Here is a 23,934-nt window from a genome sequence, read left to right on the forward strand (position 1 = left end):
TGTACGTGTCGTCCGCTGATATGCAGTGCCATTATTGCACCGCAGTCGGTGAGGAGTTCTCAGCCGCTGTCGTAGTCTTAGCCGACCGTGACGGGACCGAAGGAGAGGATGCATAGATGTCGTCGGGAAAGGTGGCCAGCTGGGCCCATGGCGAGGAGTTCGTCGACGAGGCGACCCTCTACGCCGACGACGGCGTCCTGGCACGGGCCAGGGAACGTGGCAACGAGCTCGGGGCCACCCCGGTGCTGCCCGGCGCCGGTGCGCTGATGCGGGTCCTCGCCGCGGCCGTGCAGGCCAAGTCCGCCGTCGAGATCGGCACGGGCAGCGGCGTCGGCTCCCTCTACCTGCTCTCGGGCATGCATGCCGACGGCGTGCTCACCACGATCGATCCCGAGGTCGAGAACCACCGCGCCGCCCGCGAGTCCTTCGCAGAGGCGAAGATCCGCTCACCGCGGGTGCGCACCATCGCCGGCAGCCCCCGCGAGGTCATCGGACGCCTCACCGACCACGCCTACGACCTCGTCAGCTTCCCGGCACAGGCACCGCACGCCCTCGACCTGCTCACCCATGCCCGCCGGCTGCTGCGTCCCGGCGGGGTGCTCGTGATCCCTCACGCGCTCTACCACGATCGCGTCGCCGATCCGGCGGCCCGGGACTCGACCACGCAGTCCGTGCGGGCAGTGCTCAAGGCCGTCTCCGAATCGGAGGACCTGGTCCCGGTGCTCACCGGCAGCGGCGACGGCGTGCTGGCCGCCGTGCTGCGCCCCGCCGGCTCCTGAGACCCGCCCCCACATCTTTCGCCTCCGCGCTCTCGCCGGATCCGTGACCCGGTTGCCACGGGCCTCGAATTCCCACCGGGTCACGGATCCGACGAGCTCTCTCCTCCCCCGGGGAACGACAGCAGCCCCGCACCGTGGCGGTGCGGGGCTGCTGGGCGGCGTGCTCGCAGCACGTCGGTCAGACTCTGCACACCCTCCTGACCTCCTACCGCTCGCAAGCTCGCAGCACGTCGGTCAGACCTTGATAACGCCTTGGAGGGCGTCTCGCAGTTCTTCGGCCTCAGATGCCGCGATCTCGACCACGAGGCGCCCGCCCCCCTCGAGCGGGACCCGCATGATGATGCTGCGCCCCTCCTCCACGACCTCGAGCGGACCGTCCCCGGTGCGCGGCTTCATAGCAGCCATGGCGTGCCTCCTTGATGGTGTCGCTGTCCCCGAGTGGCTCCCCCGGACGGGGCCTCGGACAGCGCGCGTACGGTGGCCATTATCTCAGGTCTTGTGACGTGGTCGAGCGACGCGCTCTGCGACGCCGCTCCGGCACGCTGATCCCGTCGCCCAGACGCCCCAGCGCCACGAGCACCATGACCACTCCGACTACCGCTGCGGCCAGCAGCAGGAGCAGCACGATGGGGCTGACGGCGGTCATCGCTGCGCCGCCTCCCGGAGCACGGCGATGGCCTCGTCGGCGGTGTCGACGACACGCATGAGGTCCACGTCGGGGCTGTTGATCGCCCCCGAGTCCAGCACCGCGCTGCGGAGCCAGTCGATCAGTCCGCTCCAGTAGTCCCGGCCCACCAGCACCACGGGGAACATGGCGATCTTGTGGGTCTGCATCAGGCACAGCGCTTCGAACAGCTCGTCGAAGGTGCCGAACCCGCCGGGCATCACCACGAATCCGCTGGAGTACTTCACGAACATCATCTTGCGGGCGAAGAAGTAGCGGAAGTCGACCCCGAGATCCACGTAGGGGTTCATGCCCTGCTCGTGCGGGAGCTCGATACCGAGGCCCACGGAGACGCCGCCCGCCTCCTGAGCTCCACGATTACCGGCCTCCATGATTCCGGGGCCGCCGCCGGTGATGACCGCATATCCCATGTCCACCAGGCCGCGCGCGATCTCCATGGCGACCGCGTAGTGGGGATGGTCCTCGGCGATGCGGGCGGAGCCGAAGATGGAGACCGCCGGGCCGAGCTCGGCGAGAGCGCCGAAGCCCTCGACGAACTCCGACTGGATGCGCAGCACCCGCCACGGGTCGGAGTGGACCCAGTCGCCGGGACCGTCCTCCTCCAGCAGCCGTTGATCGGTGGTGCGGGTGGGGCGCAGGTTCCCGCGCAGCGTGACGGGTCCCTTCCGGTGGTCGTGGCGGTTCTGTGGAGCCTGGGACGTCATGGAGCGAGCGTATCCCCGGGCGCCGACGGCGGGGCGAGGAACCGGCGCAGGCCGCGCAGGGATTCCTCCAGGTCCGCGACCGGCACGTGCTCGTCGTCGGCGTGGGCCAGCAGCGGATCCCCGGGGCCGAAGTTCACGGCGGGCGTGCCGAGGGCCGCGAACCGGGCGACATCCGTCCATCCCTGCTTGGCGGCCACCGGGACGTCCTCGCCCAGCGCTGCGAGGAACTCCCGCGCCGGCGGGGTGTCCAGGCCCGGCAGCGCACCGGGGGACGCGTCGGTGACTGCGATGTCGAGGTCGAGGCCGGCGAGGACCTCGCGCACGTGCGTCTCCGCCTGCCGGACGGTGGTGTCCGGGGCGAAGCGGTAGTTGATCGTCGCGCTCGCCCGGTCGGGGATGACGTTGCCGGCGATGCCGCCGGAGATCGCCACCGCGTTGAGGCACTCGCGGTACTCCAGCCCGTCGATCACCGCCCGCCGGGCCTCGTACCCGGCCAGGCGCTCCAGCACCGGCGCCAGGTGGTGGATGGCGTTCTCGCCCACCCAGTCGCGCGCGGAGTGCGCGGCCACGCCCCGGGCGGTGACCTCGAGCCGCATGGTGCCCTTGCAGCCCCCCTCGACCCCGGCCGAGGTCGGCTCGCCGAGGATCGCGAAGTCCGCCTCGAGGTACTCGGGGTGTTCGGCGGCGATGCGGGTCAGCGAGTTGTCCGCCGCCGCGACCTCTTCGTGGTCGTAGAAGACCCAGGTGAGGTCGACGGGCGCGGCGTCGGCCTCCACGGCCAGCTTGAACAGGACCGCGACGCCGCCCTTCATGTCGCAGCTGCCACGGCCGACGAGCTCCTCACGACCCGCGCGGGTACGGCGCGACGACGGCAGGTTGGCGGCGACGGGCACGGTGTCGAGGTGGCCGGCCAGCAGCACGCGCCGGCCGAGCCCGCGATGGGTGCGAGCGATGACGGTGTCCCCGTCCCGGATCACCTCGAGATGCGGTGCCCGCCTGCGCAGGGCGGTCTCGATCGCATCGGCGAGCGCGCGCTCGTCGCCGGAGACGGACTCGATGTCGACGATCGCCGCCGTGAGGTCGACGATGTCGGCCGACGGGTCGAGTGCGGGGGCGCCGTGGGTGGTCATGGGCGCCATCGTGCCATGCCCTGCCCCTGCCTCTGCCCCTGCCTCACCGTTCGACCCGCTCCCGTTCCTCGGCGAGTGCGCCCCCGGCGCGGGCCAGCCGCAGAGCCACGGCCTCGGCGTGGCGCAGCAGCTGGGCGGAGGTGCCGGGCTCGGCGCTGATCGCCGAGCCGGGCTGGGCGGTGCTCACCGGCACTCCGACCATGAGGCGACGCTCGTAGACGGTGCCGTCGACCCCGATCGGCGCGTACAGGCCGTCCACGGCGATCGAGCCGGTGAGCATGCGGCGCCGGGTCCCGCGAGAGGCCCAGGAGTCCTTCTGCACCTCGCCGCGCTCCCGCCAGGCACCGAGCAGGGCGCTGCGGTAGGCCGGCAGATCCACCGGCGGCAGATGCGCCTCCAGCACGCCGTCGCACAGGATGGTGCTCCCGTCCGCAGCGCGCGCCGCGAAGCGGCCGGCCTCCTCGTCGATGTCCAGGTGCATGCGTGGGCCCGTGAACGTCACCAGGCCGGCCTCCTCCAGGGCGAGCAGCTGGCGCACGCGCAGCACCGGAGGACCCGACGCCCAGGAGGCGAAGGCGTTGCGCAGGTGCCCATCGATGTCGCGGCGCACGGACTCCGTCGTGTACGCGCCGAGGTCCGTCAGTCGGCCCACCTGGAGGCGCAGGGCGACCAGCACGCGGTAGATCAGCACCCACGCCGGATCCGGCTCCGTGGCGGCGCACAGGGCCTGGCGCAGCACGTCGCGGGTGCGACGGTGGGGCTCGTGGCTCTCGCCGCCGCGCCGGCCGAAGGGGAACAGCAGGTGCAGCAGCGCCTCGTCGGTCGCGAGATCGGTGAACCCTGCCTCGGCGAGGGCGCGGCGCAGCTCGGCCAGCATCAGCGGCATCACGTCGCGCTCGTGGTCGACGCCGGCGGGGCGCACCGCGAGCTCGAGCACCCGCTCCCCGGTGAGGACCTGCGGGACGTAGGGCGCGAGGGAGTCGGGCGGCAGGTCCGGCTTGGGCCGGTAGACCATGCCGGAGCGGGAGCCGACCACCAGGCGGGGCTCCTCGCCACCGGGAACATAGCGCAGGCCCGACGGCGCCTCGGCGTCGGGTTCGAAGCGGCCGCCGGCGACAGCCGTGAGCATGCCGATGGCGTCGTAGAAGTTCAGGCCCATCCCCTGGACGGCGACCGCGTCCCGGCCCAGCAGGGAGGAGTAGTCGACCTCGAGCGGGTTGGCGGGCCCGATGTGGATCAGGCCGTGGCGCTCGGCGGCGTCGGCGAGCTGCTGGGAGCGGGGGCCGAGCGCAGTGGGCAGGTGGCCCAGGGCGAGCGCGACCGCGTCGGCGCGCAGCACGCGCCCGTCGGACAGTCGCACCCGCTGGGCGCCGTCGGCCGGACCGGTGACGTCGACGGCCTCGGCGGCGTGCTGGACGATGCGCAGCCGGGCGCGGTCGGCGTCGGCCTCCGCGGTGGCCAGGACGCGGGCGAGGTAGCGCCCGTGGGCGGCGCGGGAGGCGAAGTCGCCCGGTCCGAGGCCCTCGCGGGCGAGATGATCGGCGAGCGTCTCGGTGTGCAGGGTCGGCAGGAGGGGGCGGCACGACTCGTCGGGGTACATCGTGGTCTGGCAGGTGGTGGTGTTCATCAGCAGCACGTCCGGCTGGTCGTGGCGCCACACCGACCCGCCGCGGCCGACGTGCGGGTCGATCAGGTGCACCGTGAGGTGTCCCTGCCAGTCCGCGCGCCTCGAGGCGGCGACCAGGCGCTCGACGATCGCCGTGCCCCGCGGGCCGGCTCCGACGACGGCGACGGTGCGGGCGGGCTCGGTGGCGGCGGTCATCGCTCCAGTATGGCGCGAGCGGGTCCCGCTGCCGCGCAGCGCGGGGTCTGGGAGCATGAGACCCATGGAGAACCCATCGACGCCGCCGAGGCATCAGTCCCATGGCGCCCCTGCCGCCCGGGGCGGTCTCTTCGGCGGGCGCCGGGCCGCACGGATCCGTGCGCTCGCGAACTCGAGTCAGATCCCCGAGGAGCGGGCCCTGGCGGACGCTCTGGTGCTGACCGCCTGGCTGACCTCTGCTCAGCGCGCCACCTACGCCGTGTCCCTGCGGGCGCTGGAGAGCGTCGACGACTTCGCCGTGCGCCTGGCCGACGAGCGCCGGGTGGTGCTCGAGGAGGGGGCTGATCGGGTCTGCGACGAGGTCTCCTCCGCCGCGGAGGCGGAGCAGGCGGCACGGCAGAGAGGATGGCGCGTGCTGGAGACCGCGCTGGTGCTGGTCGCGCTGGGATGCGTGGTCGCACTGATCGTCCTCGGGGTGACCTCCGACGAGACCGGCGTCGGCGCGATCCCGCTGGGTTCCTGGCCGCTGGCCGTGGTGGCCGCCGCTGCCCTGACCGCCGCCGCGATCGTCGGCCGGGTCGCGACCCGGCTGCGGGACCGGGCGCTGCTGGACTGGGCGGTCTCCCGCCCGGGCCAGCTGGGCCGCGGGCTGCCCCTGGCCCGACCCCTCCAGCGCGACTCCGCGGGTCCCGCGATCCTGCGGGCGCTGCTGCCCGCGCTGCTGGTCGCCGCAGGGGTGATCGCGATCTGCGCGGGCGCCGCGATCCTGCTGATCACGCTGCTGCGCGGAGACGAGAGCGCGCTGATCCCGCCGGCTCTGTGGTCGCTGGGCGGCGGAGTCGCGGCCCTCCTGCTCGCGGTGCTCTGCGTCCATCTCCGAAGTCGTCGGCTCGAGCAGATCGCGCGCCGGGTCCGGGCGACGGAGTGGTTCGGGACTCAGGACCCCGCCGGTCGGTGACCGGGGCGCGTCCCCTCCCACCCAGGATTCGTAGACTCTCCCCATGACTACGACGACGGACACCACCGCTCCCGCCGCGACCCACGCCTGGGGCATCGCGCTCGCCACGATCGCCGCCGACGGGTCCACGCTGGACGCCTGGTACCCCTCCCCCCAGCTCGGCGACGCCCCGGAGGCACCCGAATCCCACCCCCTGTACGCCCAGCTCGGCGCCGCCGCCCACGCCGACGAGGTACGGGGCACGACGCAGGAGGTCGTGGTGCGCAGCATCGACCTGACCGCCGCGCCGGCCGACCCCGCCGATGCGTACCTGCGCCTGCACCTGCTCTCCCACCGCCTGGTCCAGCCCAACGCCCAGAACCTCGAGGGCCTGTTCTCGGCGCTGACCAACGTGGTGTGGACGTCCGAGGGCCCCTGCGCCGTTCCCGGCTTCGAGGAGACCAGGCTGCGGCTCGTCGCCGCCGGTCGCACTCCGACCGTGTTCAGCCTCGACAAGTTCCCCCGCATGGTCGACTACGTCCTTCCCACGGGCGTGCGCATCGGGGACGCGGACCGGGTGCGGCTGGGCGCGCACCTGGCCGAGGGCACCACCGTCATGCACGAGGGCTTCGTGAACTTCAACGCCGGCACGCTGGGCACCTCGATGATCGAGGGCCGCATCTCGCAGGGCGTGGTGGTCGGGGACGGCTCGGACGTCGGCGGCGGCGCCTCGACCATGGGCACCCTCTCCGGCGGCGGCTCCGAGCGCGTGCGCATCGGCCGTCGCTCGCTGGTGGGTGCGGAGGCCGGCATCGGCATCGCCCTCGGCGACGACTGCGTGGTCGAGGCGGGTCTCTACCTCACCGCCGGCACCAAGGTGATCGTGGTCGGCGAGAAGGCGGCCGACGGGGGCGCCGAGGGCGAGCAGCACGTGGTCAAGGCCCGAGAGCTCTCGGGCACGGCCAACCTGCTCTTCCGCCGCAACTCCCTGACCGGTGCGGTCGAGGCCGTCGCCCGTCAGGGTCAGACCGTCGAGCTCAACGCCGCCCTGCACGCGAACTGACGGTCGAAGGGGGCATCAGGTGGCACGCACCGCCCGCTCCCGCGGGGGCTTCGTCCGGCACCTGGCGATCCCGCTGACCATGGTGCTGCTGCTGGCCGGGATCGCCGGAGGCTCCTACCTCGCCCTCGAGCGCTACGGCTCACCCGCGCACGACGGCACCTGCACGGCCACCGGCCTGGGCACCAGCCACCGCTACTCCACCGAGCGCGTGGCCAATGCCGCCCTCATCAGCGCGGTAGCGGTGGACCGGGGCCTCCCGCCGCGGGCGGCGTCGATCGCGCTGGCGACCGCCTACCAGGAGTCGCAGCTGCGCAACATCGACTACGGCGACCGTGACTCGCTCGGGCTGTTCCAGCAGCGGCCCTCACAGGGCTGGGGCAGCGAGGAGGAGCTCCTGGATCCGCTCTATGCGACCAACGCCTTCTACGACGCGCTCGAGCAGATCGAGGGATACACCAGCGCCGACATCAACGACGTCGCCCAGCGGGTCCAGCGCAGCGGTCACCCCGAGGCGTACCGCGATCATGAGACCGAGGGCCGCCTGTACGCCTCCGCGCTGACCGGCCAGTCGGGCCCGAACCTCGTCTGCACACTGGGCGCCGTCGGCAGCACCGTCTCCCCCGAGCAGGTCAGCGCGCAGCTGGAGCGCCAGTTCCCGCGGCTGACGGACTCCGGAGCGCTGACCTCATCCCTCGCCGGCGCGGGATCGGTGGCCCCGCAGCTGCCCGCCGGCGCCGGAGCGACCGCGCTGGTGGTCGACCCCGGCGGGGACGAGGGGCGGGGCTGGGCGGTGGCCAACTGGGCCGTGGCCCGCGCCGCGGAGGACGGCGTCGTGCAGGTCTCCTACCAGGGCCGGATATGGGACCGCAGCCTGCGCGGGGATGACGCCGCGGTCTGGGGCGAGGCTGCCGGCGGCGACCCCGACCGCGTCGTGGTGCTGGTCAGCGGTACCTGACCGCGGCGCCACCGGCCCGCCCGACGCGAACGACCCGCCGCGGCGCATCGTCGATGCGCTGCGGCGGGTCTGCGGTGTCGTGCTGTCCCCGGCGGGAGCGGTTCGGTCTCAGTGGTCCAGACGGCGCTCCTGGGCGAGCTTCTCCTGCTGGGCGCGCCGCTCCTCCTCGAGCTCCGAGGCGAGCTGCTCCAGGCGCAGCTCCGTGGTGCCCGTGCGGGACTCCATCGGCACGTACTCGCGCTCGGCGTGACCGGTGTAGATCTGGCGGGGACGGCCGATCTTCGTCTCCGGGTCGTGGATCATCTCCTGCCACTGCGCGATCCAGCCCGGCAGGCGGCCGATCGCGAACAGCACCGTGAACATGTGCGTCGGGAACCCGATCGCCTTGTAGATGATGCCGGTGTAGAAGTCGACGTTGGGGTAGAGCCTGCGCTCGACGAAGTAGTCGTCGTTCAGCGCGATCTCCTCGAGCTTCATCGCCAGTTCCAGACGCTCGTCGTGGACGCCGAGCGTCTCGAGCACGTCGTCGGCGATCTTCTTGACGAAGCGGGCGCGAGGATCGTAGTTCTTGTACACCCGGTGGCCGAAGCCCATCAGCCGGATGCCGTCCTCCTTGTTCTTCACCTTCTCCATGAACTCGCGCGGATCCAGGTCACGCTCCTGGATCTCGTCGAGCATCTCCATCACGGCCGCGTTGGCGCCGCCGTGGGCGGGGCCCGAGAGCGCGCCGATGCCGGCGGAGATCGAGGTGAACAGGTTCGCCTGCGCGGAGCCGACCAGGCGCACCGCGGAGGTCGAGCAGTTCTGCTCGTGGTCCGCGTGCAAGATCAGCAGCTGCTCCATCGCGCGCACCACGACGGGGTCGGCGATGTAGTCCTCGACCGGGAAGCCGAAGGTCAGCCGCAGGAAGTTCTCGATCAGCGAGAGCCGGTTGTCCGGGTACAGCAGCGCGTGGCCCTGGGCGATGCGATGCGCGTAGGCCGCCATCGTCGGCACCTTCGCCAGCAGGCGCACGGTGGACAGTCGGGTCTGCTCCTCGTTGAAGGGGTCCAGGGAGTCCTGGTAGAAGGTCGACAGCCCCGAGACGCCCGCCTGCAGCACGGCCATGGGATGGGCGTCGCGCGGGTACCCGTCGAACATGCGCTTGAAGCGCTCGTCGAGCAGGGTGCGCCGCTCCACCTGGGCCTCGAAATTCTCCAGCTGGCCCTTGGTGGGCAGCTCCCCGTGGATCAGCAGGTAGGAGACCTCCAGGAAGGAGGACTTCTCCGCGAGCTGCTCGATGGGGTATCCGCGGTAGCGGAGGACGCCCTCGTCGCCGTCGATGTAGGTGATCGCGGACTTGGCGTTGGCGGTGTTCATGAAACCGGGGTCGTAGGTGACCTCTCCGGTCTCCTTGCGCAGCGGCCCGATCCCGATGCCGGAGTTCCCCTCGACGGCGGGGACGAGGGGGAGGTCGAGGGACTTGTCCCCGAGCGTGAGCTGGGCAGAGGACGTCTCGTGATCCATGGGCTCTCCGTTGTGCGTGGTGGGACCTGTGGGTGGCGCCGGCGGCGCAGGTATCAGAGGCGCTCGAGGCGCCTGGCGGCGGTGGTGATCCGCTCGTCGGTCGCGGTCAGAGCGACACGGACGAAGACATCGCCCCCCTCACCATAGAACATCCCCGGAGCGACCAGGACACCGGCGTCCGCGAGCCGGTCGACGGTGCTCATCGCCGGCTCGGCGAAGGTCGTCCACAGGTACAGTCCCGCCTGCGAGCCGCGGATCTCTCCCCCGGCGGCGCGCAGGGCCGGCTCCAGGACGTCGCGGCGGCCGCGGTAGATCTCACGCTGGGCGGCGGCGGCCGCGTCGTCGCCGAGGGCGACGGTCATGGCGTCCTGCATCGGCCCGGGGAGCATCATGCCGGCCTGCTTGCGCACGGCCACCAGCTCTCCGACCAGCTGCGGGTCGCCGGCGACGAAGGCTGCGCGGTACCCGGCGAGGTTGGACTGCTTGGACAGCGAGTACACGCAGAGCACGCCGTCCAGGACGCCGCCGCTGATGCGCGGGTCCAGCACGGAGGGCACCTCGTCCACCGTCCACGGCAGCAGGGCATAGCACTCGTCGGAGGCGACGATGATCCCGCGCTCGCGCGCCCACGCCACGATCGCCGCCATCTGCGCGGCATCGAGCACGTCCCCGGTCGGGTTCGACGGGGAGTTCAGCCACAGCAGGCGGATGCGGGAGACGGCCGACGGATCGGGCAGCGCCGCGTCCCCGTGCGCTGCCAGGGCCGCCATGTCCACGGCGATCGACTCGGCGCCGATGAACCTGGCGCCCATGTCGTAGGTGGGGTAGGCGATGCGCGGGAACGCCACGGCGTCCTCCGGGCCGAGCCCGAGCTGGAAGGGCAGGTGCGCGACCAGCTCCTTGGAGCCGACGGTCGGCAGCACGCCGTCCGTGCCGAGGTGGGCGGGGGCCGCGCGGTGGCGGCCCACGAAGTCCACCAGGGCCTCGCGCAGGGCGGGGGTGCCGACGGTCGTGGGGTAGCCGGGGCGGTTCGCGGCCTCGATCAGGGCCTGCTGCACCGAGGCCGGCGTCGCATCCACCGGGGTTCCCACGGAGAGGTCGACGATCCCCCCGGGGTGACCGGCGGCGCGCTTCTTGGCCGTGGCCAGCGCGTCCCAGGGGAACGCGGGCAGGCGGCCGGCGAGTCCGCGACGGGTGGTGGCCTGCGGGTCGGAGACGGCCACGGATCAGCCCAGCGGGTTCGGCTGCGGGGGCAGGGCTTCGATGAGGGGGTGGTCCTTGTCGATCACGCCCATCTTGGCGGCGCCGCCCGGCGCACCGAGGTCGTCGAAGAAGTCGACGTTGGCGTTGTAGTACTCGGCCCACTGGTCCGGGGTGTCGTCCTCGTAGAAGATCGCCTCGACCGGGCACACGGGTTCGCAGGCTCCGCAGTCCACGCATTCGTCGGGCTGGATGTAGAGCATCCGGTTGCCCTCGTAGATGCAGTCCACCGGGCATTCGTCCACACACGCGCGGTCCTTGACGTCCACGCACGGCAGCGCGATGACATAGGTCATGAGCAGCATCCTTCTCTCGGCGACGGACCCCATCATCTCATTCCGCGCCGGGACCGGCCCGCCGACCGAGAGTCTGCGGGCCGGACGTGACGCGACGAACACGGCCGGCGGCGATACCCTCGCCACGGTCTCCGGCCGAGGTGCTGGCACGATGTCTGCCGGACATCCTGAGACGATGTCGGCCGGACGCCCCGGGCAGCGCGCTGAGCGGGACCGCCGGGGAACGAACCACCGCTCGAACGAGGAGCACTGCATGATGACGATCCGCGACGGACACCGGGTGCGTGCCGGCTGGGCGCCCTTCCTGCTGACGGGCAGGCGCGTGGTGCTGCGCTACGCGATCGACCGCGAGTCCTCGCCCCACGGAGAATCGATGACCGACGCACTGGGCACCGTCCTGACGACGGACGACGCGGAGGTGCGGGTGATGACCAAGCGCGGCCAGGTGCGGATCCCGCGACGGCTGGTCATCGCGGCGAAGGAGGTCCCTCCCCCGCCGGTGCGGCGCGCGGCGCCCGACGCGCCCTGAGGACGTAGTCCGCGCTGGCGACCACGTGCATCGCCACGCCGGCCCACAGCAGTGCCTGGACCGCGGGGAGCAGACCGGGCACCCAGGCGGCCGCCGCGGCCAGCAGCAGCACCGCGGCCATCAGCACGAACGTGCGGACCTTCCCGAGTGCGGAGACCGAGATCCGGCGACCGAGGGCCGCCCGGCTCGCCAGCAGGGCGACCGCGACGTCCGAGACCACGATCACCACCAGCGCCAGCCAGGGCAGCAGCCCCGTGAGGGTGATGGTCAGGACGATCGCCCCGAGCCCCAGCCGATCAGCGATCGGATCGATGATCTCCCCGGTGCGGCTGGTCTGGTTCAGCGCACGGGCCAGCACGCCGTCGACCCAGTCCGTCGAGGCCCACAGCAGCAGCAGGACGACAGCGACCGTGTCCGGCCCTCCCGCCAGCAGCACGCAGACCGGCACCAGCAGCACCAGGCGCACCAGAGTCACGGCATTGGGAAGGGTCGCCCAATCGGGGCGACGCGCGGAGCTCATGGTGATCATTGTCCCCGATCAGCGCGCGGACAGCCGCCGCCGCAGCGTGACCACCAGCGCCACGGCGAACGGGATCGCCACGCCGAGGCCCTGCACGATCCATCCCGAGTACTGCGTCTGCTCGCTGATCACCGCGGGCATCAGCACCCCACCGCCCGCTCCGCGGCCGAGGAACGGGGAGGCGAGCAGTCCCCACAGGCAGCCGAGCACCACCACCGGCAGCCGGGATCCGGTCGCCGCGTAGAGGAACACGCAGGCCACGACCTGGAATGCGCCGCCGAAGAGCAGGCCGGCCGGCCAGTCGACGCCGCCGATCTCGAGGCGCACGCGATGGGTGGTCACCATCAGCAGCACGGAGATGACGGCCAGCACGATCGCCATCGTCGCCTGCGTGAGGCGGGCGGCGAGGGAGTTCGTGTCGACCGTGACCCCCGGCCCGCGCTGCGGCGCCGTCACCGCATCACCGCCCGGCCTTGGCCTTCGCCCTCGCCCGCGAGCGCTCGTTGGCGTCGAGGATGACCTTGCGGATGCGCACGATCTCCGGGGTGACCTCGACGCACTCGTCCTCGCCGGCGAACTCGAGGGACTCCTCGAGCGTCAGCCGGCGCGGCGGGATCAGGTTCTCGAAGGAGTCGGAGGAGGCTGCACGCATGTTCGTCAGCTTCTTCTCCTTGGTGATGTTCACGTCCATGTCCTCGTTGCGGGAGTTCTCGCCGACGACCTGACCGGCGTAGACCTCGCTGGTCGGCTCGACGAAGAAGGAACCGCGCTCCTGGAGGTTGATCATCGCGAACGGCGTGACCGTGCCGGGGCGGTCGGCGACCAGGGAACCGGTGGCCCGGAACTCGATCGGCCCCATCCACGGCTCGAAGCCCTCGGCGAAGGAGGAGGCGATGCCGTTGCCGCGGGTCTCGGTGAGGAACCGGGTGCGGAAGCCGATCAGGCCGCGGGAGGGCACCACGAACTCCATGCGGACCCAGCCGGAGCCGTGGTTGGACATCGTCTCCATGCGGCCCTTGCGGGAGGCCATCAGCTGCGTGACGGTGCCCAGGTACTCCTCCGGCACGTCGACGATCATGCGCTCGACCGGCTCGTGGACCTTGCCGTCGATCTCCCGGGTCAGCACCTTGGGCTTGCCCACGGTCAGCTCGAAGCCCTCGCGGCGCATCTGCTCGACGAGGATCGCCAGGGCCAGCTCGCCGCGGCCCTGGACCTCCCAGGCGTCGGGGCGCTCGGTGGGCAGCACCTTGAGGGACACGTTGCCGATCAGCTCCGAGTCCAGGCGGTCCTTGACCTGGCGGGCGGTGAGCTTGTGCCCCTTGCCGTTCTTGCCGGCCAGCGGGGACGTGTTGATGCCGATGGTCATCGAGATCGCCGGATCGTCGATGGTGATCAGCGGCAGCGGGCGCGGATCCGAGAGATCGGCGAGGGTCTCACCGATCATGATGTCGGGGATGCCGGCGACGGCCACGATGTCGCCCGGGCGGGCCGTGCGCGTCATGGGCTCGCGGGAGAGCCCCTTGGTCTCCAGCAGCTCGGTGATCTTGACCTGCTTGACGGTCTGGTCGCGGGTGCACCAGGCGACCTGCGCGCCCTTGGTCAGCTCGCCGTTCTTGATGCGCAGCAGCGCGAGACGGCCCAGGAACGGGGAGGCGTCGAGGTTGGTCACGTGCGCCTGCAGCGGCATCTCGTCGTCGTAGCTGGGGGCGGGGATCGACTCGAGGATCGTCTTGAACAGCGGCTCGACGGTGGTGTCCTCGGGCAGCTCGCCATCGGCGGGCTTGGTGGTCGAGGCGCGACCGGCCTTGCCGGAGGCGTAGACGACGGGCACGTCCAGGACCGCGTCGAGGTCGATGTCGTCCATCTCCTCGGCGAGGTCCGAGGCCAGGCCCAGCAGGAGGTCGGTGGAATCTCCCACGACCTCGTCGATGCGGGCGTCGGGACGGTCGACCTTGTTGACCACCAGGATCACGGGCAGCTTCGCCGCGAGCGCCTTGCGCAGCACGAAACGGGTCTGCGGCAGCGGGCCCTCGGAGGAGTCCACCAGCAGCACGACGCCGTCGACCATGGACAGGCCGCGCTCGACCTCGCCGCCGAAGTCGGCGTGGCCGGGGGTGTCGATGACGTTGATGGTGATGCCGTCGGGCTCGCCGGCCGCGGCGGCCGAGGGGCCGGTGTAGCGGATCGCGGTGTTCTTCGCGAGGATCGTGATGCCCTTCTCGCGCTCCAGCTCACCGGAGTCCATGGCCCGCTCGTCGTGCGTGTCGTGGTCGCCGAAGGCGCCACCCTGGGTGAGCATGGCGTCGACGAGGGTCGTCTTGCCGTGGTCGACGTGGGCGACGATGGCGACGTTTCGCAGGTCTGTGCGGAGGCGGGGAGTCATGCGTGAAGGCTCGTTTCGGGTCGCGGGACGGGTCACGGACCGAGCAGCGCCCGGCCGCACAGGGTGCGGCCCGCTCCAGGGCCATAGCGATCCTACCGGCCTGGGCGCCGAGTCCCAGGGGCGAGGGAGTGAGAGTTTCGACGCCATGGCGCCCCCGGGGACCGCGAACGCGATCCCGCGGGCGCCATGGGGTCAGACGTGGCCCGACTGCGAGAACGGATCGATCACGTCGTCCGGTCGCGGATCGGCGGTCTCCCCCGCGTCGTGCGCGGTCGTGTCCGCTGTCGTCTCCGCGGGCGCGTCGACGTCGATCGTCTCGGCCCCCGCGAGCGGGATGGTCCGGCCGGGGATCGCCGCGAGCAGGCGCTTCGTGTAGTCCTGCTGCGGATCGTGGAAGACCTCGTCGGTGGTCCCCTGCTCGACGACCTCGCCGTTCTCCATGACCAGCGTGCGGTCCGCGATCTGGCGGACCACCGCGAGGTCATGGGTGATGAAGAGATAGGACAGTCCCAGCTCGGCCTGCAGATCATTGAGCAGGTCGAGCACCTGGGCCTGGACCAGCACGTCGAGCGCCGAGACCGCCTCGTCGCAGATGACGACCTCCGGGTCCAGGGCGAGGGCGCGGGCGATCGCGATGCGCTGGCGCTGACCGCCCGAGAGCTCGTTGGGGTAGCGCTGCATCATCGAGGCCGGCAGCGAGACCTTCTCCAGCAGGTCGCGCACCCTGGCCTCCCTGCTCCTGGCATCGCCGATGCCGTGCAGCCGCATCGGCTCCTCGATGGTGCGATAGATCGAGTACATCGGGTCCAGCGTGCCGTAGGGGTTCTGGAAGATCGGCTGCACCTTGCTGCGCAGCGTCTTCAGCTCCCGGCGCGAGTGCGTCGTGACGTCCTTGCCCTCGAAGAGCACGCGGCCGGAGGTGGGCTTCAGCAGCCGCAGGACCATCTGCGCGACGGTCGACTTGCCGGAGCCGGACTCCCCCACGATCGCCGTGGTGGTGCCGCGCTGGAGCTCGAAGGAGACGTCGTCGACGGCGCGGAACGGCGTGGATCTCCACGGCACGGCCCCACGGATCGGGAAGTCCTTGGTCAGGTGCTCGACCTGGATCACCGCCTCGTCGTCGGAGCCCTGACCAGGAGCGTCGTCCCGTTCGGCCGCATGGCGCCGGGCTTCGGCGGAGGTGCGCTCGCGCTCGCTGACGGAGACCAGTCGGCGCGAGGCCAGCGACGGCGCGGCCGCGATGAGCCGCTTGGTGTAGGGATGCTGCGGCTTCTGCAGGATCTCCAGCGCCGGGCCGGCCTCGACGACGCGGCCCTTGTACATGACCACCAGGTTCTGGGCGCGCTCGGCGGCGAGGCCGAGGTCATGGGTGATCAGCAGAACCGCGACCCCGAGCTCCTTGGTCAGCGAGTCGAGATGGTCGAGGATCTGCTGCTGGACGGTGACGTCCAAGGCGCTGGTGGGTTCGTCGGCGATGAGCAGCTTCGGGCGCGCGGCCAGGCCCATCGCGATCAGCGCACGCTGCTTCATGCCGCCCGAGAACTCGTGCGGGTACTGGTTGGCGCGGCGCTCCGCATCGGGAAGGCCGGCCTCCTTCAGCAGCTCGATGGTCCGCTCGTGCGCGGCGGAGCCCTTGACCACGTTGTTCGCGGTCAGAGCCTCCTGGATCTGGGAGCCGACCTTCCACATGGGGTTGAGGTTGCTCATCGGATCCTGCGGGACCAGTCCGATCTCGCTGCCGCGCAGGGCGAGGATCTCGCGCATGGGCACATCGGTGATGTCCCGTCCGGCGAAGCGGATCGAGCCGGCGGTGACCGAACCGTTCTCGGGCAGCAGCCGGGCGATGCTCATCGCGGTGGTGGACTTGCCCGATCCGGACTCGCCCACGATCGCGACGGTCTCGCCGGGATAGACCTCGAGATTCGCGGCCCGGACGCCCTGCACGGGACCCGAGGAGGTCGTGAACGTGATCTCGAGATCGGAGAGCTCGAGCAGGGGCTCGGCCGGCTTCCCTCCCGGGTTCTCCGGCTGGGAGAAGGGCTGGGACTGCGGAGAGGTGGTGGTCATCGCTTCTTCGCCTTCGGGTCGAGGGCGTCGCGCACGGCGTCACCGAGCATGATGAAGCTCAGAACGGTGATGGCCAGCGCCAACGAGGGGTAGAACAGCATCATCGGCTGGGAGCGCAGAGCGTCCCGCGCGGTGGAGATGTCCCCGCCCCAGGACACTGCCGAGGGCGGCAGCCCGACGCCGAGGAACGTCAGGGTCGCCTCGGCCACGATGTACACGCCGAGGTTCACGGTGGCCGTGACGATCACCGGGGCGATCGCGTTGGGGATCACATGCTTCAGCAGGATCGACGTGCGTGAGGCGCCGAGTGCCGTCGAGGCCGTCACGAAGTCCTGGTTCTTCACCGAGATGACGGAGCCGCGCATGATGCGGGCGATGTTGGTCCATCCGAAGATGCCGAGCACGAGGACCACGATCCACACGTTGATGTTGTCGAAGCGGTTGCCGATCACGATGGCGCCGAGGATCAGGGGGACCGCGAAGAAGATGTCGGTGACGCGGGAGAGGATCGCGTCGAAGATGCCGCCGACGAAGCCCGCGATCGAGCCCAGCACGCTGCCGATCAGCGTCGAGAGGATCATCGTGAAGAAGCCGACCGTCACCGAGGCGCGGGCCCCGTACAGCGTGCGTGCGAGCACGTCGTAGCCCTGGATCGTGGTGCCGAAGGGATGTTCGCCGCTGGGTTCCTCCCGCGCTTGCGAGAGGTCGCCGTAGGTCGGGTCCTGATCCGTGAACACGCCGGGGAACGCGGCGATGAACAGCAGTCCCAGGATCATGATCGCGGAGATGATGAAGACCGGGTTGCGGATCAGGCTGTGCAGGGCCTCGCCCCACATCGAACGCGGTGTCGCGGTGGTGTCGACGGCGTCGACGGCCTGCAGCGGGGTCTCCTCGAGCGGCGCGACGTAGTGCTCCGCCGAGGGGCGGATGGCGCGGGCTTCACTGGGCATAACGGATCCTCGGGTCGAGCACGGCGTAGAGCAGGTCCACGATGAGGTTGGCGAGCAGGAAGATGATCACCAGCAGCGTCACGATCGAGACGATCAGCGGGCTCTCACCGTCGTTGATGGCCCGGAAGAGCAGCGAGCCGATGCCGCTGATGTTGAAGATGCGCTCGGTGACGATGGCCCCGCCCATGAGGGCGCCCAGATCGGCACCGATGAAGGTGACGACGGGGATGAGCGAGTTGCGTAGGATGTGCTTGGTGATCACGCCGCCGCGGGAGAGGCCCTTCGCGGTCGCGGTGCGGACGTGGTCGGCCGTGGCGACCTCGGCGACCGAGGTGCGGGTCAGGCGCAGCACGTAGGCGAAGGAGACGGCTCCCAGCACGGTGGCCGGGACCAGCAGGTTCACGAAGGACGGGTCGCGGCCGACATTGACGGGCACCACGCCCAGCTGGACGCCGAGCACGAACTGGGCGACGAAGCCGATGACGAAGGTCGGCACCGCGATCAGCAGCAGGGACACCATCAGCAGCGTGGTGTCGATCAGCGTGCCCTTCTTCAGCCCGGAGATCACGCCGGCGATCACACCGAAGACTGCCTCGATGACCACCGCCATGATCGCGAGCCGGAACGTGACCGGGAACGCCGCGGCGATCTGATCCGCGATGGGCCGGCCGTTGAAGCCGACGCCGAAGTCGCCTTGGACCAGGTTCCCCAGGTAGATCAGCCACTGGATCAGGACCGGCTTGTCGAGGTTGTACTGCTGCCTCAGCTGGTCCTCGATGGCCGCGGAGATGGGTTTGTCCCCGGCGATCGTCGCGATGGGATCGCCGGCGGAGGCGAAGGCCATCAGATAGACGATGAGGGTGGCACCGAGGAACACGGGGATCATCTGCAGCAATCGCCGCACGATGTACCAGATCACGTTGTTCGCTTTCGACGTCGGATTCGGGGCACAGGCCCCGGCGGGCAGCCCGGGACGAAGGGTACCGGGCGCACGACAGCGGGAACCGGGCTCGGCCCGATCCCCGCTGACGGGTGTGACGGATCAGTTCGGTTCAGACCGCAACGACGTCTGATCCGTCACAGAGGATCACTTGGTGATCTCGTAGTACAGCGGCACCGTGTCCCATCCGTACTCCACGTTCGAGACCAGGTCCGAGTAACCGCCGAAGGTGTTCTGGTACCACAGCGGGATCACCGGCAGGTCCTCGAGGAGGATCGCCTGAGCCTCCTTGTACTTCTCCAGCGCGGCATCCTGGTCGGGAGCGGCCAGGCCCTCCTCGAGCAGGGCGTCGAACTCGGGGTTCTTGTAGTCGCCGTCGTTGCTGCCGCCGCCATCGGCCGCGGCGGACGAGTACAGCGGTCCGAGGAAGTTGTAGACCGACGGGTAGTCGGCCTGCCAGCCGGACCGGAACGATCCCTCGAGCTCGCGGTTGGTGATCTGCTCGCGGAACTCGCCGAAGGCCGGGAACGGCTGTCCGGACGCCTCGATGCCCAGCACGTTGGAGATCGAGTTGCAGACTGCCTCGACCCAGCTCTGGTGCGGACCGTCGGCGTTGTAGGACAGGGTGAAGGGTCCCTCGAAGGGCTCCATCTCCTCCGCCTGGGCCCACAGCTCCTGAGCCTGCGCCTCGTCGAAGGTGAGGACCTCGGCGCCGGGGATATCGGTCTGGCCACCGCCGTCGATCACCGGAGCCACGAAGTCGGTCGCCGGGGTGCGGGTGCCGAAGAACAGGTTCTCGCAGATCGAGTCACGGTCGATGGCGTAGGAGATCGCCTTGCGCCGCAGCTTGCCGACCTCGCCCTGGAACTGGGGGTCGTAGTTGGGGATCGTGAACGACTGGAACACCGCTCCGGGGGCGTTCACCGCACGGTCGCCGAGCTCGTCCTCGAAGGACTCCAGCGCGGAGTCCGGGATCTGGTCGGTGACGTCCACGGCGCCCGACTGAAGGTCGTTGTACATCGTGTCGTTGTCCGCGTAGATCACGAAGGTGACGCCGGCGTTCTGGGCCGGGCGGGCGCCGGCGTACTCGGGGTTCGGGACCAGCACGATCTCGGAGTCGTGGGTCCAGGTGTCGACCATGTAGGGCCCGTTGCCGACGGGCTTCTCGCCGAAGGCCTCCATGTCCTCGAAGGCGGATTCCGGCAGCGGGGAGTACGCGGTGTAGCCCAGGCGGCTCGGGAAGTCCGACTGGGGCGAGACGAGCTTGACCGTGAACGTGGTGTCGTCGACGACTTCGAGGCCGGACATCGTCATGTCCTCGGTGGCGTCGTCGGCCGAGACCTCGTCGTACCCCTCGATGGGCTCGAAGAACGAGTTGCTCAGCTGAGCGTTGGTGGCGTTCGCCCCGAAGTTCCAGGCGTCCACATAGTTCTTCGCGGTCAGCGGCGTGCCGTCGGAGAACTTCTGGTCGGCCTTCAGCGTGATGGTCCAGGTCTGGTTGTCCTCGGACTCGATGGACTCGGCCATCTCGTTCTCGACCTTGCCCTCGGCCGTGTAGTACACGAGCCCGGAGAAGATCGACGTGACCACGCGGCCACCACCGACCTCGTTGGTGCTGGTGGGGATCAGCGGGTTCTGGGGCTCGGTGCCATTGGCCAGGACGGGCTCGCCGGATCCTCCGCCGTCGCCGGAACCGCCACCGTCTCCCCCACCGGAGCAGGCGGCGAGGGTCGCGGCAGCGCCGGTGACTGCGGTACCGAACATGAGGGATCGTCGGGAAAAGGCCATGGGGGTCTCCTCGGAGATGACTCGGGCTGTGGTCATCGTGCTTCGTCACACACGACGCTTAAGCCAGTGTGCACCCTCGGCTGTCAACGACAGTCCACCTGTCGGTAACGCTTCGGTCTCGTCCGCGACACCTCGCCCTGTCGCACGGCGCCCGCCCCGCAGATGTCCAGCGCGGCGGTCCGCCCGGAGTCGAGCGCGGCAGGGCGCGCACAGCACACATGCGCACAGGGGCGCTCGACGCGACTCCCGCGGGGTGTCGGCGATCGCGGCCGACGGTGTTCAATGGCGGTATGACTGCTTCGAACGCCGCTTCGTCCGCCCCCGTCGACCCGACTTCCACCGCCGCCTGGGAGGCGCTCGAGGCGCACGACCTCGAGCTGACCGGCTCCCTGCGCGAATGGTTCGACGCCGATCCCGACCGCGCGGAGCGCTTCAGCCTCGAGGCCGCCGACCTCCACGTGGACCTGTCCAAGAACCTGATCACCCCCGAGACCATGGAACTGCTCCAGCAGCTGGCCCGTGAGGTCGGCGTCGAGCAGCGCCGTGACGCGATGTTCGCCGGCGAGCACATCAACACCACCGAGGACCGCGCCGTGCTGCACACCGCGCTGCGTCGGCCCGTCGGCACCCCGGACGCCCTGGTCGTGGACGGCCAGGAGATCGATCGGGACGTCCAGGCCACCCTGCGCCGGGTGTACGACTTCGCGAACGCGGTCCGCTCCGGCCAGTGGACCGGCGTGACCGGCAAGCCGATCCGGACCGTGGTCAACATCGGCATCGGCGGCAGCGACCTGGGACCGGTCATGGTCTACGAAGCGCTGCGTCCCCTGGCCCAGGACGGCCTCGAGGCCCGCTTCATCTCGAACATCGACCCGACCGACGCCTACGCCACCACCGAGGACCTCGACCCCGAGACCACCCTGGTGATCGTCGCGTCGAAGACCTTCACCACCCTGGAGACCCTCACCAACGCGCGCCTGGTTCGTCAGTGGCTGCTGTCGGGCCTGCGGGAGAACGCCGCGCTCACGCCCGAGCAGGAGAAGGAGGCCGTGGCCAAGCACTTCGTGGCCGTCTCCACCGCGCTGGACAAGGTCGAGGCCTTCGGGATCGATCCTGACAACGCCTTCGGCTTCTGGGACTGGGTGGGGGGCCGCTACTCCGTGGACTCCGCGATCGGGACGGTGCTGGCCGTCGTGCTCGGCCCGGAGGTGTTCGAGGAGCTGCTGTCCGGCTTCCACGCGATGGACGAGCACTTCCGCACCGCGCCGGCCGAGGCGAACGTGCCGCTGCTGATGGGCCTGATCAACGTGTGGAACGTGAACTTCCTGGAGGCGGAGACCCATGCGGTCCTCCCCTACTCCCAGTACCTGCACCGCTTCCCGGCCTACCTCCAGCAGCTGACCATGGAATCCAACGGCAAGTCCGTGCGCTGGGACGGCTCGACCGCGGCCACGGAGACCGGCGAGGTGTTCTGGGGCGAGCCCGGCACCAACGGTCAGCACGCCTTCTACCAGCTGATCCATCAGGGCACCCGCATCGTCCCGGCCGATTTCATCGCCTTCGCCACGCCCAACCACGCGCTGGCCGACGGGGACCAGGACGTCCACGAGCTGTTCCTGGCCAACTTCTTCGCCCAGACCAAGGCGCTGGCCTTCGGCAAGAGCGCCGAGGAGGTACGGGCCGAAGGCACGGAGGGACCGCTGGTGGCCGCCCGGGAGTTCTCCGGCGACCGTCCCACCACGTCGATCATGGCGCCGAAGCTCACGCCGTCCGTGCTGGGCCAGCTGATCGCCCTGTACGAGCACATCACGTTCGTCCAGGGCGTCGTGTGGGGCATCAACTCCTTCGACCAGTGGGGCGTGGAGCTCGGCAAGCAGCTCGCCAAGGACCTCGGTGCGGCCGTGGCCGGGGACGACGCGGCGATCGGGAGCGAGGATTCCTCGACGGCCTCGCTGATCCGCTACTACCGCAGCCACCGCGAGAGCTGAGCGGCGCGCGGGCGCCGGGCGCTCGGTCGAGCGCGCCGGGCCCCGACACGCTGAGCGCAGGAACCTGAGCGCCGGAAGAGGGCGGTCCCTGACGGGGCCGCCCTCTTCTGACGTGAACCGTGCTCGTCGACCACGTGACCGCGCACGCAGCAGCCGCGCAGCCGCGCAGTCGCGCAGTCACGCAGTCACGCAGTCACGCAGTCACGCCAGGTAGTCGATCTCGCGGGTCTCCTTGCCGATGAGCAGTGCGGCGAGCGTGATGAATGCGGCGAGCGTCAGGTAGCCGCCCACCAGCCACAGCGGACCGTCCATCAGCTGCCACAGCGCGATCATCGCGTACGGGGCGGGCGCGGCTCCGATCACCGAGGCCATGTTGTAGCTGACCGCGCTGCCGGTGTAGCGGACGTCGGCCGTGAACATCTCCGGGAGGAACGCCGCCATCGGTCCGAACGTGAGGCCCATCAGCGTGAATCCGAGGATCAGCGTGGCCATCACACCGATCGTGCCGGCGTGGATCAGAGGCTCGATCAGCAGGCCGAAGACGGCGATCCCGGCGGTGACGCCGAGCAGCAGCTTGCGGCGACCGATCCGGTCCGCGAGCGGACCGGAGACCAGGGTGAAGATCCCGAAGAACACGACGCCGATGATCAGCATGGTCAGGAACTCGGGCCGCTCATAGCCGAGGCCGGGCGTGAAGGCGTCGGGATTGAATTCGTTGCCGGCGGCTTCGGCGGCGGCGCGGGCGGTCTCCTCGTCGGCGACGGTGGTGCCGACGACCATGAGAAAGGCGGTCATCAGGTAGAAGAGCACGTAGGTGGCGACCATGGCGATGGTGGCCAGGATCAGCGGCTTCCAGGCGGTGCGGAAGACCCGGGCGATCGGCACCGCGGCGACCCGCTGCTCGTCGATGACCTTCTGGAACGCCGGGCTCTCCATGAGTTTCAGCCGCACCCAGAGGCCCACCACGACCAGGATGGCCGAGAGCAGGAACGGCAGGCGCCAGCCCCAGGTCATGAACTGCTCGTCGGTCATCGTGACGCTGAGGACCACGAACAGCAGGTTGGAGAGGATGAACCCGATCGGCGCGCCGAGCTGCGGGAACGTCCCGTACAGCGCGCGCTTGCCCGGCGGGGCGTTCTCGGTCGCCAGCAGCGCGGCGCCGGACCACTCCCCGCCGAGACCCACGCCCTGGCAGAAGCGCAGGAGGACCAGGATGGCCGGCGCCAGGAACGCGAAGCCGGGCGTCGATGCGGTGGGCAGCACACCGATCAGGAACGTGGCGATGCCCATCACCAGCAGGCTCGCCACCAGCGTGGTCTTGCGACCGACGCGGTCCCCGAAGTGACCGAACATGAGGGAGCCCAGCGGCCGGGCCACGAACGCGACTCCGAAGACCGCGAACGAGCTCAGCAGCTGGTTCGCCGGGGTCTGGGTGGGAAAGAAGAGCTGCGGGAAGACCAGGGACGCCGCAGTGGCGTACGCGTAGAAGTCGAAGAACTCGATCGTCGTGCCGACCATCGACGCGGTGATGACGCGCCCGCGCGTGTTGGCTGGTGCCGCCGCAGGCGCGGACGTGAGGTGAGGAGAAGGCGGAGTGCTGTTCACGAGCGCCGACCCTAGCCCGCATATCCC

22 protein-coding genes are annotated in these 23,934 nt (G+C 70.4%); 6 read left to right on the forward strand and 16 right to left on the reverse strand.

What is annotated here, in order from left to right; translation table 11 throughout:
- Positions 1–116 precede the first annotated feature (116 nt).
- Entirely contained in the window at positions 117–779 is a 663-nt protein-coding gene (locus ACFQRD_RS00930; RefSeq protein ID WP_377019061.1) for an O-methyltransferase, read from the forward strand.
- Positions 780–1,013: 234 nt separating this feature from the next.
- Here ACFQRD_RS00930 and ACFQRD_RS00935 read toward each other — a convergent pair whose 3' ends face one another.
- From ACFQRD_RS00935 to ACFQRD_RS00955, 5 genes are all read right to left on the reverse strand, one after another.
- Positions 1,014–1,184, reverse strand: a complete 171-nt coding sequence (locus ACFQRD_RS00935; protein ID WP_377019059.1) for a DUF3117 domain-containing protein — start codon at positions 1,182–1,184, stop codon at positions 1,014–1,016.
- 79 nt (positions 1,185–1,263) lie between these two features.
- Complete coding sequence (locus ACFQRD_RS00940) at positions 1,264–1,425, reverse strand: hypothetical protein (RefSeq protein WP_377019058.1); 162 nt, start codon at positions 1,423–1,425, stop codon at positions 1,264–1,266.
- Positions 1,422–2,168, reverse strand: a complete 747-nt coding sequence (locus ACFQRD_RS00945; protein ID WP_377019057.1) for a TIGR00730 family Rossman fold protein — start codon at positions 2,166–2,168, stop codon at positions 1,422–1,424. The genes ACFQRD_RS00940 and ACFQRD_RS00945 overlap by 4 nt, the downstream gene beginning before the upstream one ends.
- Positions 2,165–3,298 (reverse strand): succinyl-diaminopimelate desuccinylase, encoded by a 1,134-nt coding sequence (gene dapE / locus ACFQRD_RS00950; protein ID WP_377019056.1) that lies wholly within the window; start codon positions 3,296–3,298, stop codon positions 2,165–2,167. The genes ACFQRD_RS00945 and dapE overlap by 4 nt, the downstream gene beginning before the upstream one ends.
- Positions 3,299–3,341: 43 nt before the next feature.
- Positions 3,342–5,120, reverse strand: coding sequence for an FAD/NAD(P)-binding protein (locus tag ACFQRD_RS00955; RefSeq protein ID WP_377019055.1), 1,779 nt, complete (start codon positions 5,118–5,120; stop codon positions 3,342–3,344).
- A 64-nt stretch (positions 5,121–5,184) separates the two neighbouring features.
- Here ACFQRD_RS00955 and ACFQRD_RS00960 point away from each other — a divergent pair, with 64 nt between their 5' ends.
- From ACFQRD_RS00960 to ACFQRD_RS00970, 3 genes are all read left to right on the forward strand, one after another.
- The gene (locus ACFQRD_RS00960; RefSeq protein WP_377019054.1) at positions 5,185–6,078 is read left to right on the forward strand and encodes a hypothetical protein; all 894 of its coding nucleotides are present in this window, start codon (positions 5,185–5,187) and stop codon (positions 6,076–6,078) included.
- A gap of 43 nt (positions 6,079–6,121) precedes the next feature.
- Positions 6,122–7,120 carry a 2,3,4,5-tetrahydropyridine-2,6-dicarboxylate N-succinyltransferase gene (gene dapD / locus ACFQRD_RS00965; protein ID WP_377803288.1) on the forward strand — a complete coding sequence of 333 codons (999 nt, stop codon included), beginning with the start codon at positions 6,122–6,124 and terminating at the stop codon, positions 7,118–7,120.
- Between the two features lie 79 nt (positions 7,121–7,199).
- Entirely contained in the window at positions 7,200–8,075 is an 876-nt protein-coding gene (locus ACFQRD_RS00970) for a hypothetical protein (protein WP_377019270.1), read from the forward strand.
- A 108-nt stretch (positions 8,076–8,183) separates the two neighbouring features.
- Here ACFQRD_RS00970 and ACFQRD_RS00975 read toward each other — a convergent pair whose 3' ends face one another.
- The 3 genes from ACFQRD_RS00975 to fdxA are packed head-to-tail and all read right to left on the reverse strand — an operon-like array spanning position 8,184 to position 11,137.
- Positions 8,184–9,581, reverse strand: coding sequence for a citrate synthase (locus tag ACFQRD_RS00975; protein ID WP_377803289.1), 1,398 nt, complete (start codon positions 9,579–9,581; stop codon positions 8,184–8,186).
- Positions 9,582–9,634: 53 nt separating this feature from the next.
- Positions 9,635–10,804 (reverse strand): succinyldiaminopimelate transaminase, encoded by a 1,170-nt coding sequence (gene dapC / locus ACFQRD_RS00980; protein WP_377803290.1) that lies wholly within the window; start codon positions 10,802–10,804, stop codon positions 9,635–9,637.
- Positions 10,805–10,807: 3 nt separating this feature from the next.
- The gene (gene fdxA / locus ACFQRD_RS00985; RefSeq protein ID WP_377019050.1) at positions 10,808–11,137 is read right to left on the reverse strand and encodes a ferredoxin; all 330 of its coding nucleotides are present in this window, start codon (positions 11,135–11,137) and stop codon (positions 10,808–10,810) included.
- Positions 11,138–11,390: 253 nt separating this feature from the next.
- Between fdxA and ACFQRD_RS00990 the strand changes: the two genes are divergently transcribed.
- Positions 11,391–11,666 carry an acetyltransferase gene (locus ACFQRD_RS00990; RefSeq protein ID WP_377803291.1) on the forward strand — a complete coding sequence of 92 codons (276 nt, stop codon included), beginning with the start codon at positions 11,391–11,393 and terminating at the stop codon, positions 11,664–11,666.
- Here ACFQRD_RS00990 and ACFQRD_RS00995 read toward each other — a convergent pair.
- From ACFQRD_RS00995 to ACFQRD_RS01025, 7 genes are all read right to left on the reverse strand, one after another.
- Positions 11,605–12,186, reverse strand: a complete 582-nt coding sequence (locus ACFQRD_RS00995; protein WP_377803292.1) for a CDP-alcohol phosphatidyltransferase family protein — start codon at positions 12,184–12,186, stop codon at positions 11,605–11,607. The two genes, ACFQRD_RS00990 and ACFQRD_RS00995, sit on opposite strands and share 62 nt — an antisense overlap.
- An 18-nt stretch (positions 12,187–12,204) precedes the next feature.
- Entirely contained in the window at positions 12,205–12,642 is a 438-nt protein-coding gene (locus ACFQRD_RS01000) for a hypothetical protein (protein WP_377019047.1), read from the reverse strand.
- 4 nt (positions 12,643–12,646) lie between these two features.
- Positions 12,647–14,569 carry a translational GTPase TypA gene (gene typA / locus ACFQRD_RS01005; RefSeq protein WP_377019046.1) on the reverse strand — a complete coding sequence of 641 codons (1,923 nt, stop codon included), beginning with the start codon at positions 14,567–14,569 and terminating at the stop codon, positions 12,647–12,649.
- Between the two features lie 192 nt (positions 14,570–14,761).
- Positions 14,762–16,636, reverse strand: a complete 1,875-nt coding sequence (locus ACFQRD_RS01010) for an ABC transporter ATP-binding protein (RefSeq protein ID WP_377803293.1) — start codon at positions 16,634–16,636, stop codon at positions 14,762–14,764.
- The gene (locus ACFQRD_RS01015; RefSeq protein WP_377019044.1) at positions 16,633–17,586 is read right to left on the reverse strand and encodes an ABC transporter permease; all 954 of its coding nucleotides are present in this window, start codon (positions 17,584–17,586) and stop codon (positions 16,633–16,635) included. The genes ACFQRD_RS01010 and ACFQRD_RS01015 overlap by 4 nt, the downstream gene beginning before the upstream one ends.
- Positions 17,576–18,505 (reverse strand): ABC transporter permease, encoded by a 930-nt coding sequence (locus ACFQRD_RS01020; RefSeq protein WP_377019043.1) that lies wholly within the window; start codon positions 18,503–18,505, stop codon positions 17,576–17,578. Before ACFQRD_RS01020 ends, ACFQRD_RS01015 begins: the two co-directional genes overlap by 11 nt.
- A 168-nt stretch (positions 18,506–18,673) precedes the next feature.
- On the reverse strand, positions 18,674–20,314 hold the full coding sequence (locus ACFQRD_RS01025) for an ABC transporter substrate-binding protein (RefSeq protein WP_377794522.1): 1,641 nt from the start codon (positions 20,312–20,314) through the stop codon (positions 18,674–18,676).
- A 290-nt stretch (positions 20,315–20,604) separates the two neighbouring features.
- Here ACFQRD_RS01025 and pgi point away from each other — a divergent pair, with 290 nt between their 5' ends.
- Entirely contained in the window at positions 20,605–22,302 is a 1,698-nt protein-coding gene (gene pgi / locus ACFQRD_RS01030) for a glucose-6-phosphate isomerase (protein ID WP_377019042.1), read from the forward strand.
- A 201-nt stretch (positions 22,303–22,503) separates the two neighbouring features.
- On the opposite strand, the gene ACFQRD_RS01035 is transcribed toward pgi, so the two are convergent.
- Positions 22,504–23,907, reverse strand: coding sequence for an MFS transporter (locus tag ACFQRD_RS01035; protein ID WP_377803294.1), 1,404 nt, complete (start codon positions 23,905–23,907; stop codon positions 22,504–22,506).
- Positions 23,908–23,934: the final 27 nt, after the last annotated feature.

The organism is Brachybacterium sp. GCM10030268 (assembly GCF_042666305.1).
GTDB lineage: Bacteria > Actinomycetota > Actinomycetes > Actinomycetales > Dermabacteraceae > Brachybacterium.

Coding starts and splice junctions, on each gene's coding strand:
- ACFQRD_RS00930 (WP_377019061.1), top strand. CDS start 117: ATGTCGTCGGGAAAGGTGGCCAGCTGGGCCCATGGCGAGGAGTTCGTC.
- ACFQRD_RS00935 (WP_377019059.1), bottom strand. CDS start 1,184: ATGGCTGCTATGAAGCCGCGCACCGGGGACGGTCCGCTCGAGGTCGTG.
- ACFQRD_RS00940 (WP_377019058.1), bottom strand. CDS start 1,425: ATGACCGCCGTCAGCCCCATCGTGCTGCTCCTGCTGCTGGCCGCAGCG.
- ACFQRD_RS00945 (WP_377019057.1), bottom strand. CDS start 2,168: ATGACGTCCCAGGCTCCACAGAACCGCCACGACCACCGGAAGGGACCC.
- dapE (WP_377019056.1), bottom strand. CDS start 3,298: ATGACCACCCACGGCGCCCCCGCACTCGACCCGTCGGCCGACATCGTC.
- ACFQRD_RS00955 (WP_377019055.1), bottom strand. CDS start 5,120: ATGACCGCCGCCACCGAGCCCGCCCGCACCGTCGCCGTCGTCGGAGCC.
- ACFQRD_RS00960 (WP_377019054.1), top strand. CDS start 5,185: ATGGAGAACCCATCGACGCCGCCGAGGCATCAGTCCCATGGCGCCCCT.
- dapD (WP_377803288.1), top strand. CDS start 6,122: ATGACTACGACGACGGACACCACCGCTCCCGCCGCGACCCACGCCTGG.
- ACFQRD_RS00970 (WP_377019270.1), top strand. CDS start 7,200: ATGGTGCTGCTGCTGGCCGGGATCGCCGGAGGCTCCTACCTCGCCCTC.
- ACFQRD_RS00975 (WP_377803289.1), bottom strand. CDS start 9,581: ATGGATCACGAGACGTCCTCTGCCCAGCTCACGCTCGGGGACAAGTCC.
- fdxA (WP_377019050.1), bottom strand. CDS start 11,137: ATGACCTATGTCATCGCGCTGCCGTGCGTGGACGTCAAGGACCGCGCG.
- ACFQRD_RS00990 (WP_377803291.1), top strand. CDS start 11,391: ATGATGACGATCCGCGACGGACACCGGGTGCGTGCCGGCTGGGCGCCC.
- ACFQRD_RS00995 (WP_377803292.1), bottom strand. CDS start 12,186: ATGAGCTCCGCGCGTCGCCCCGATTGGGCGACCCTTCCCAATGCCGTG.
- typA (WP_377019046.1), bottom strand. CDS start 14,569: ATGACTCCCCGCCTCCGCACAGACCTGCGAAACGTCGCCATCGTCGCC.
- ACFQRD_RS01010 (WP_377803293.1), bottom strand. CDS start 16,636: ATGACCACCACCTCTCCGCAGTCCCAGCCCTTCTCCCAGCCGGAGAAC.
- ACFQRD_RS01015 (WP_377019044.1), bottom strand. CDS start 17,586: ATGCCCAGTGAAGCCCGCGCCATCCGCCCCTCGGCGGAGCACTACGTC.
- ACFQRD_RS01025 (WP_377794522.1), bottom strand. CDS start 20,314: ATGGCCTTTTCCCGACGATCCCTCATGTTCGGTACCGCAGTCACCGGC.
- pgi (WP_377019042.1), top strand. CDS start 20,605: ATGACTGCTTCGAACGCCGCTTCGTCCGCCCCCGTCGACCCGACTTCC.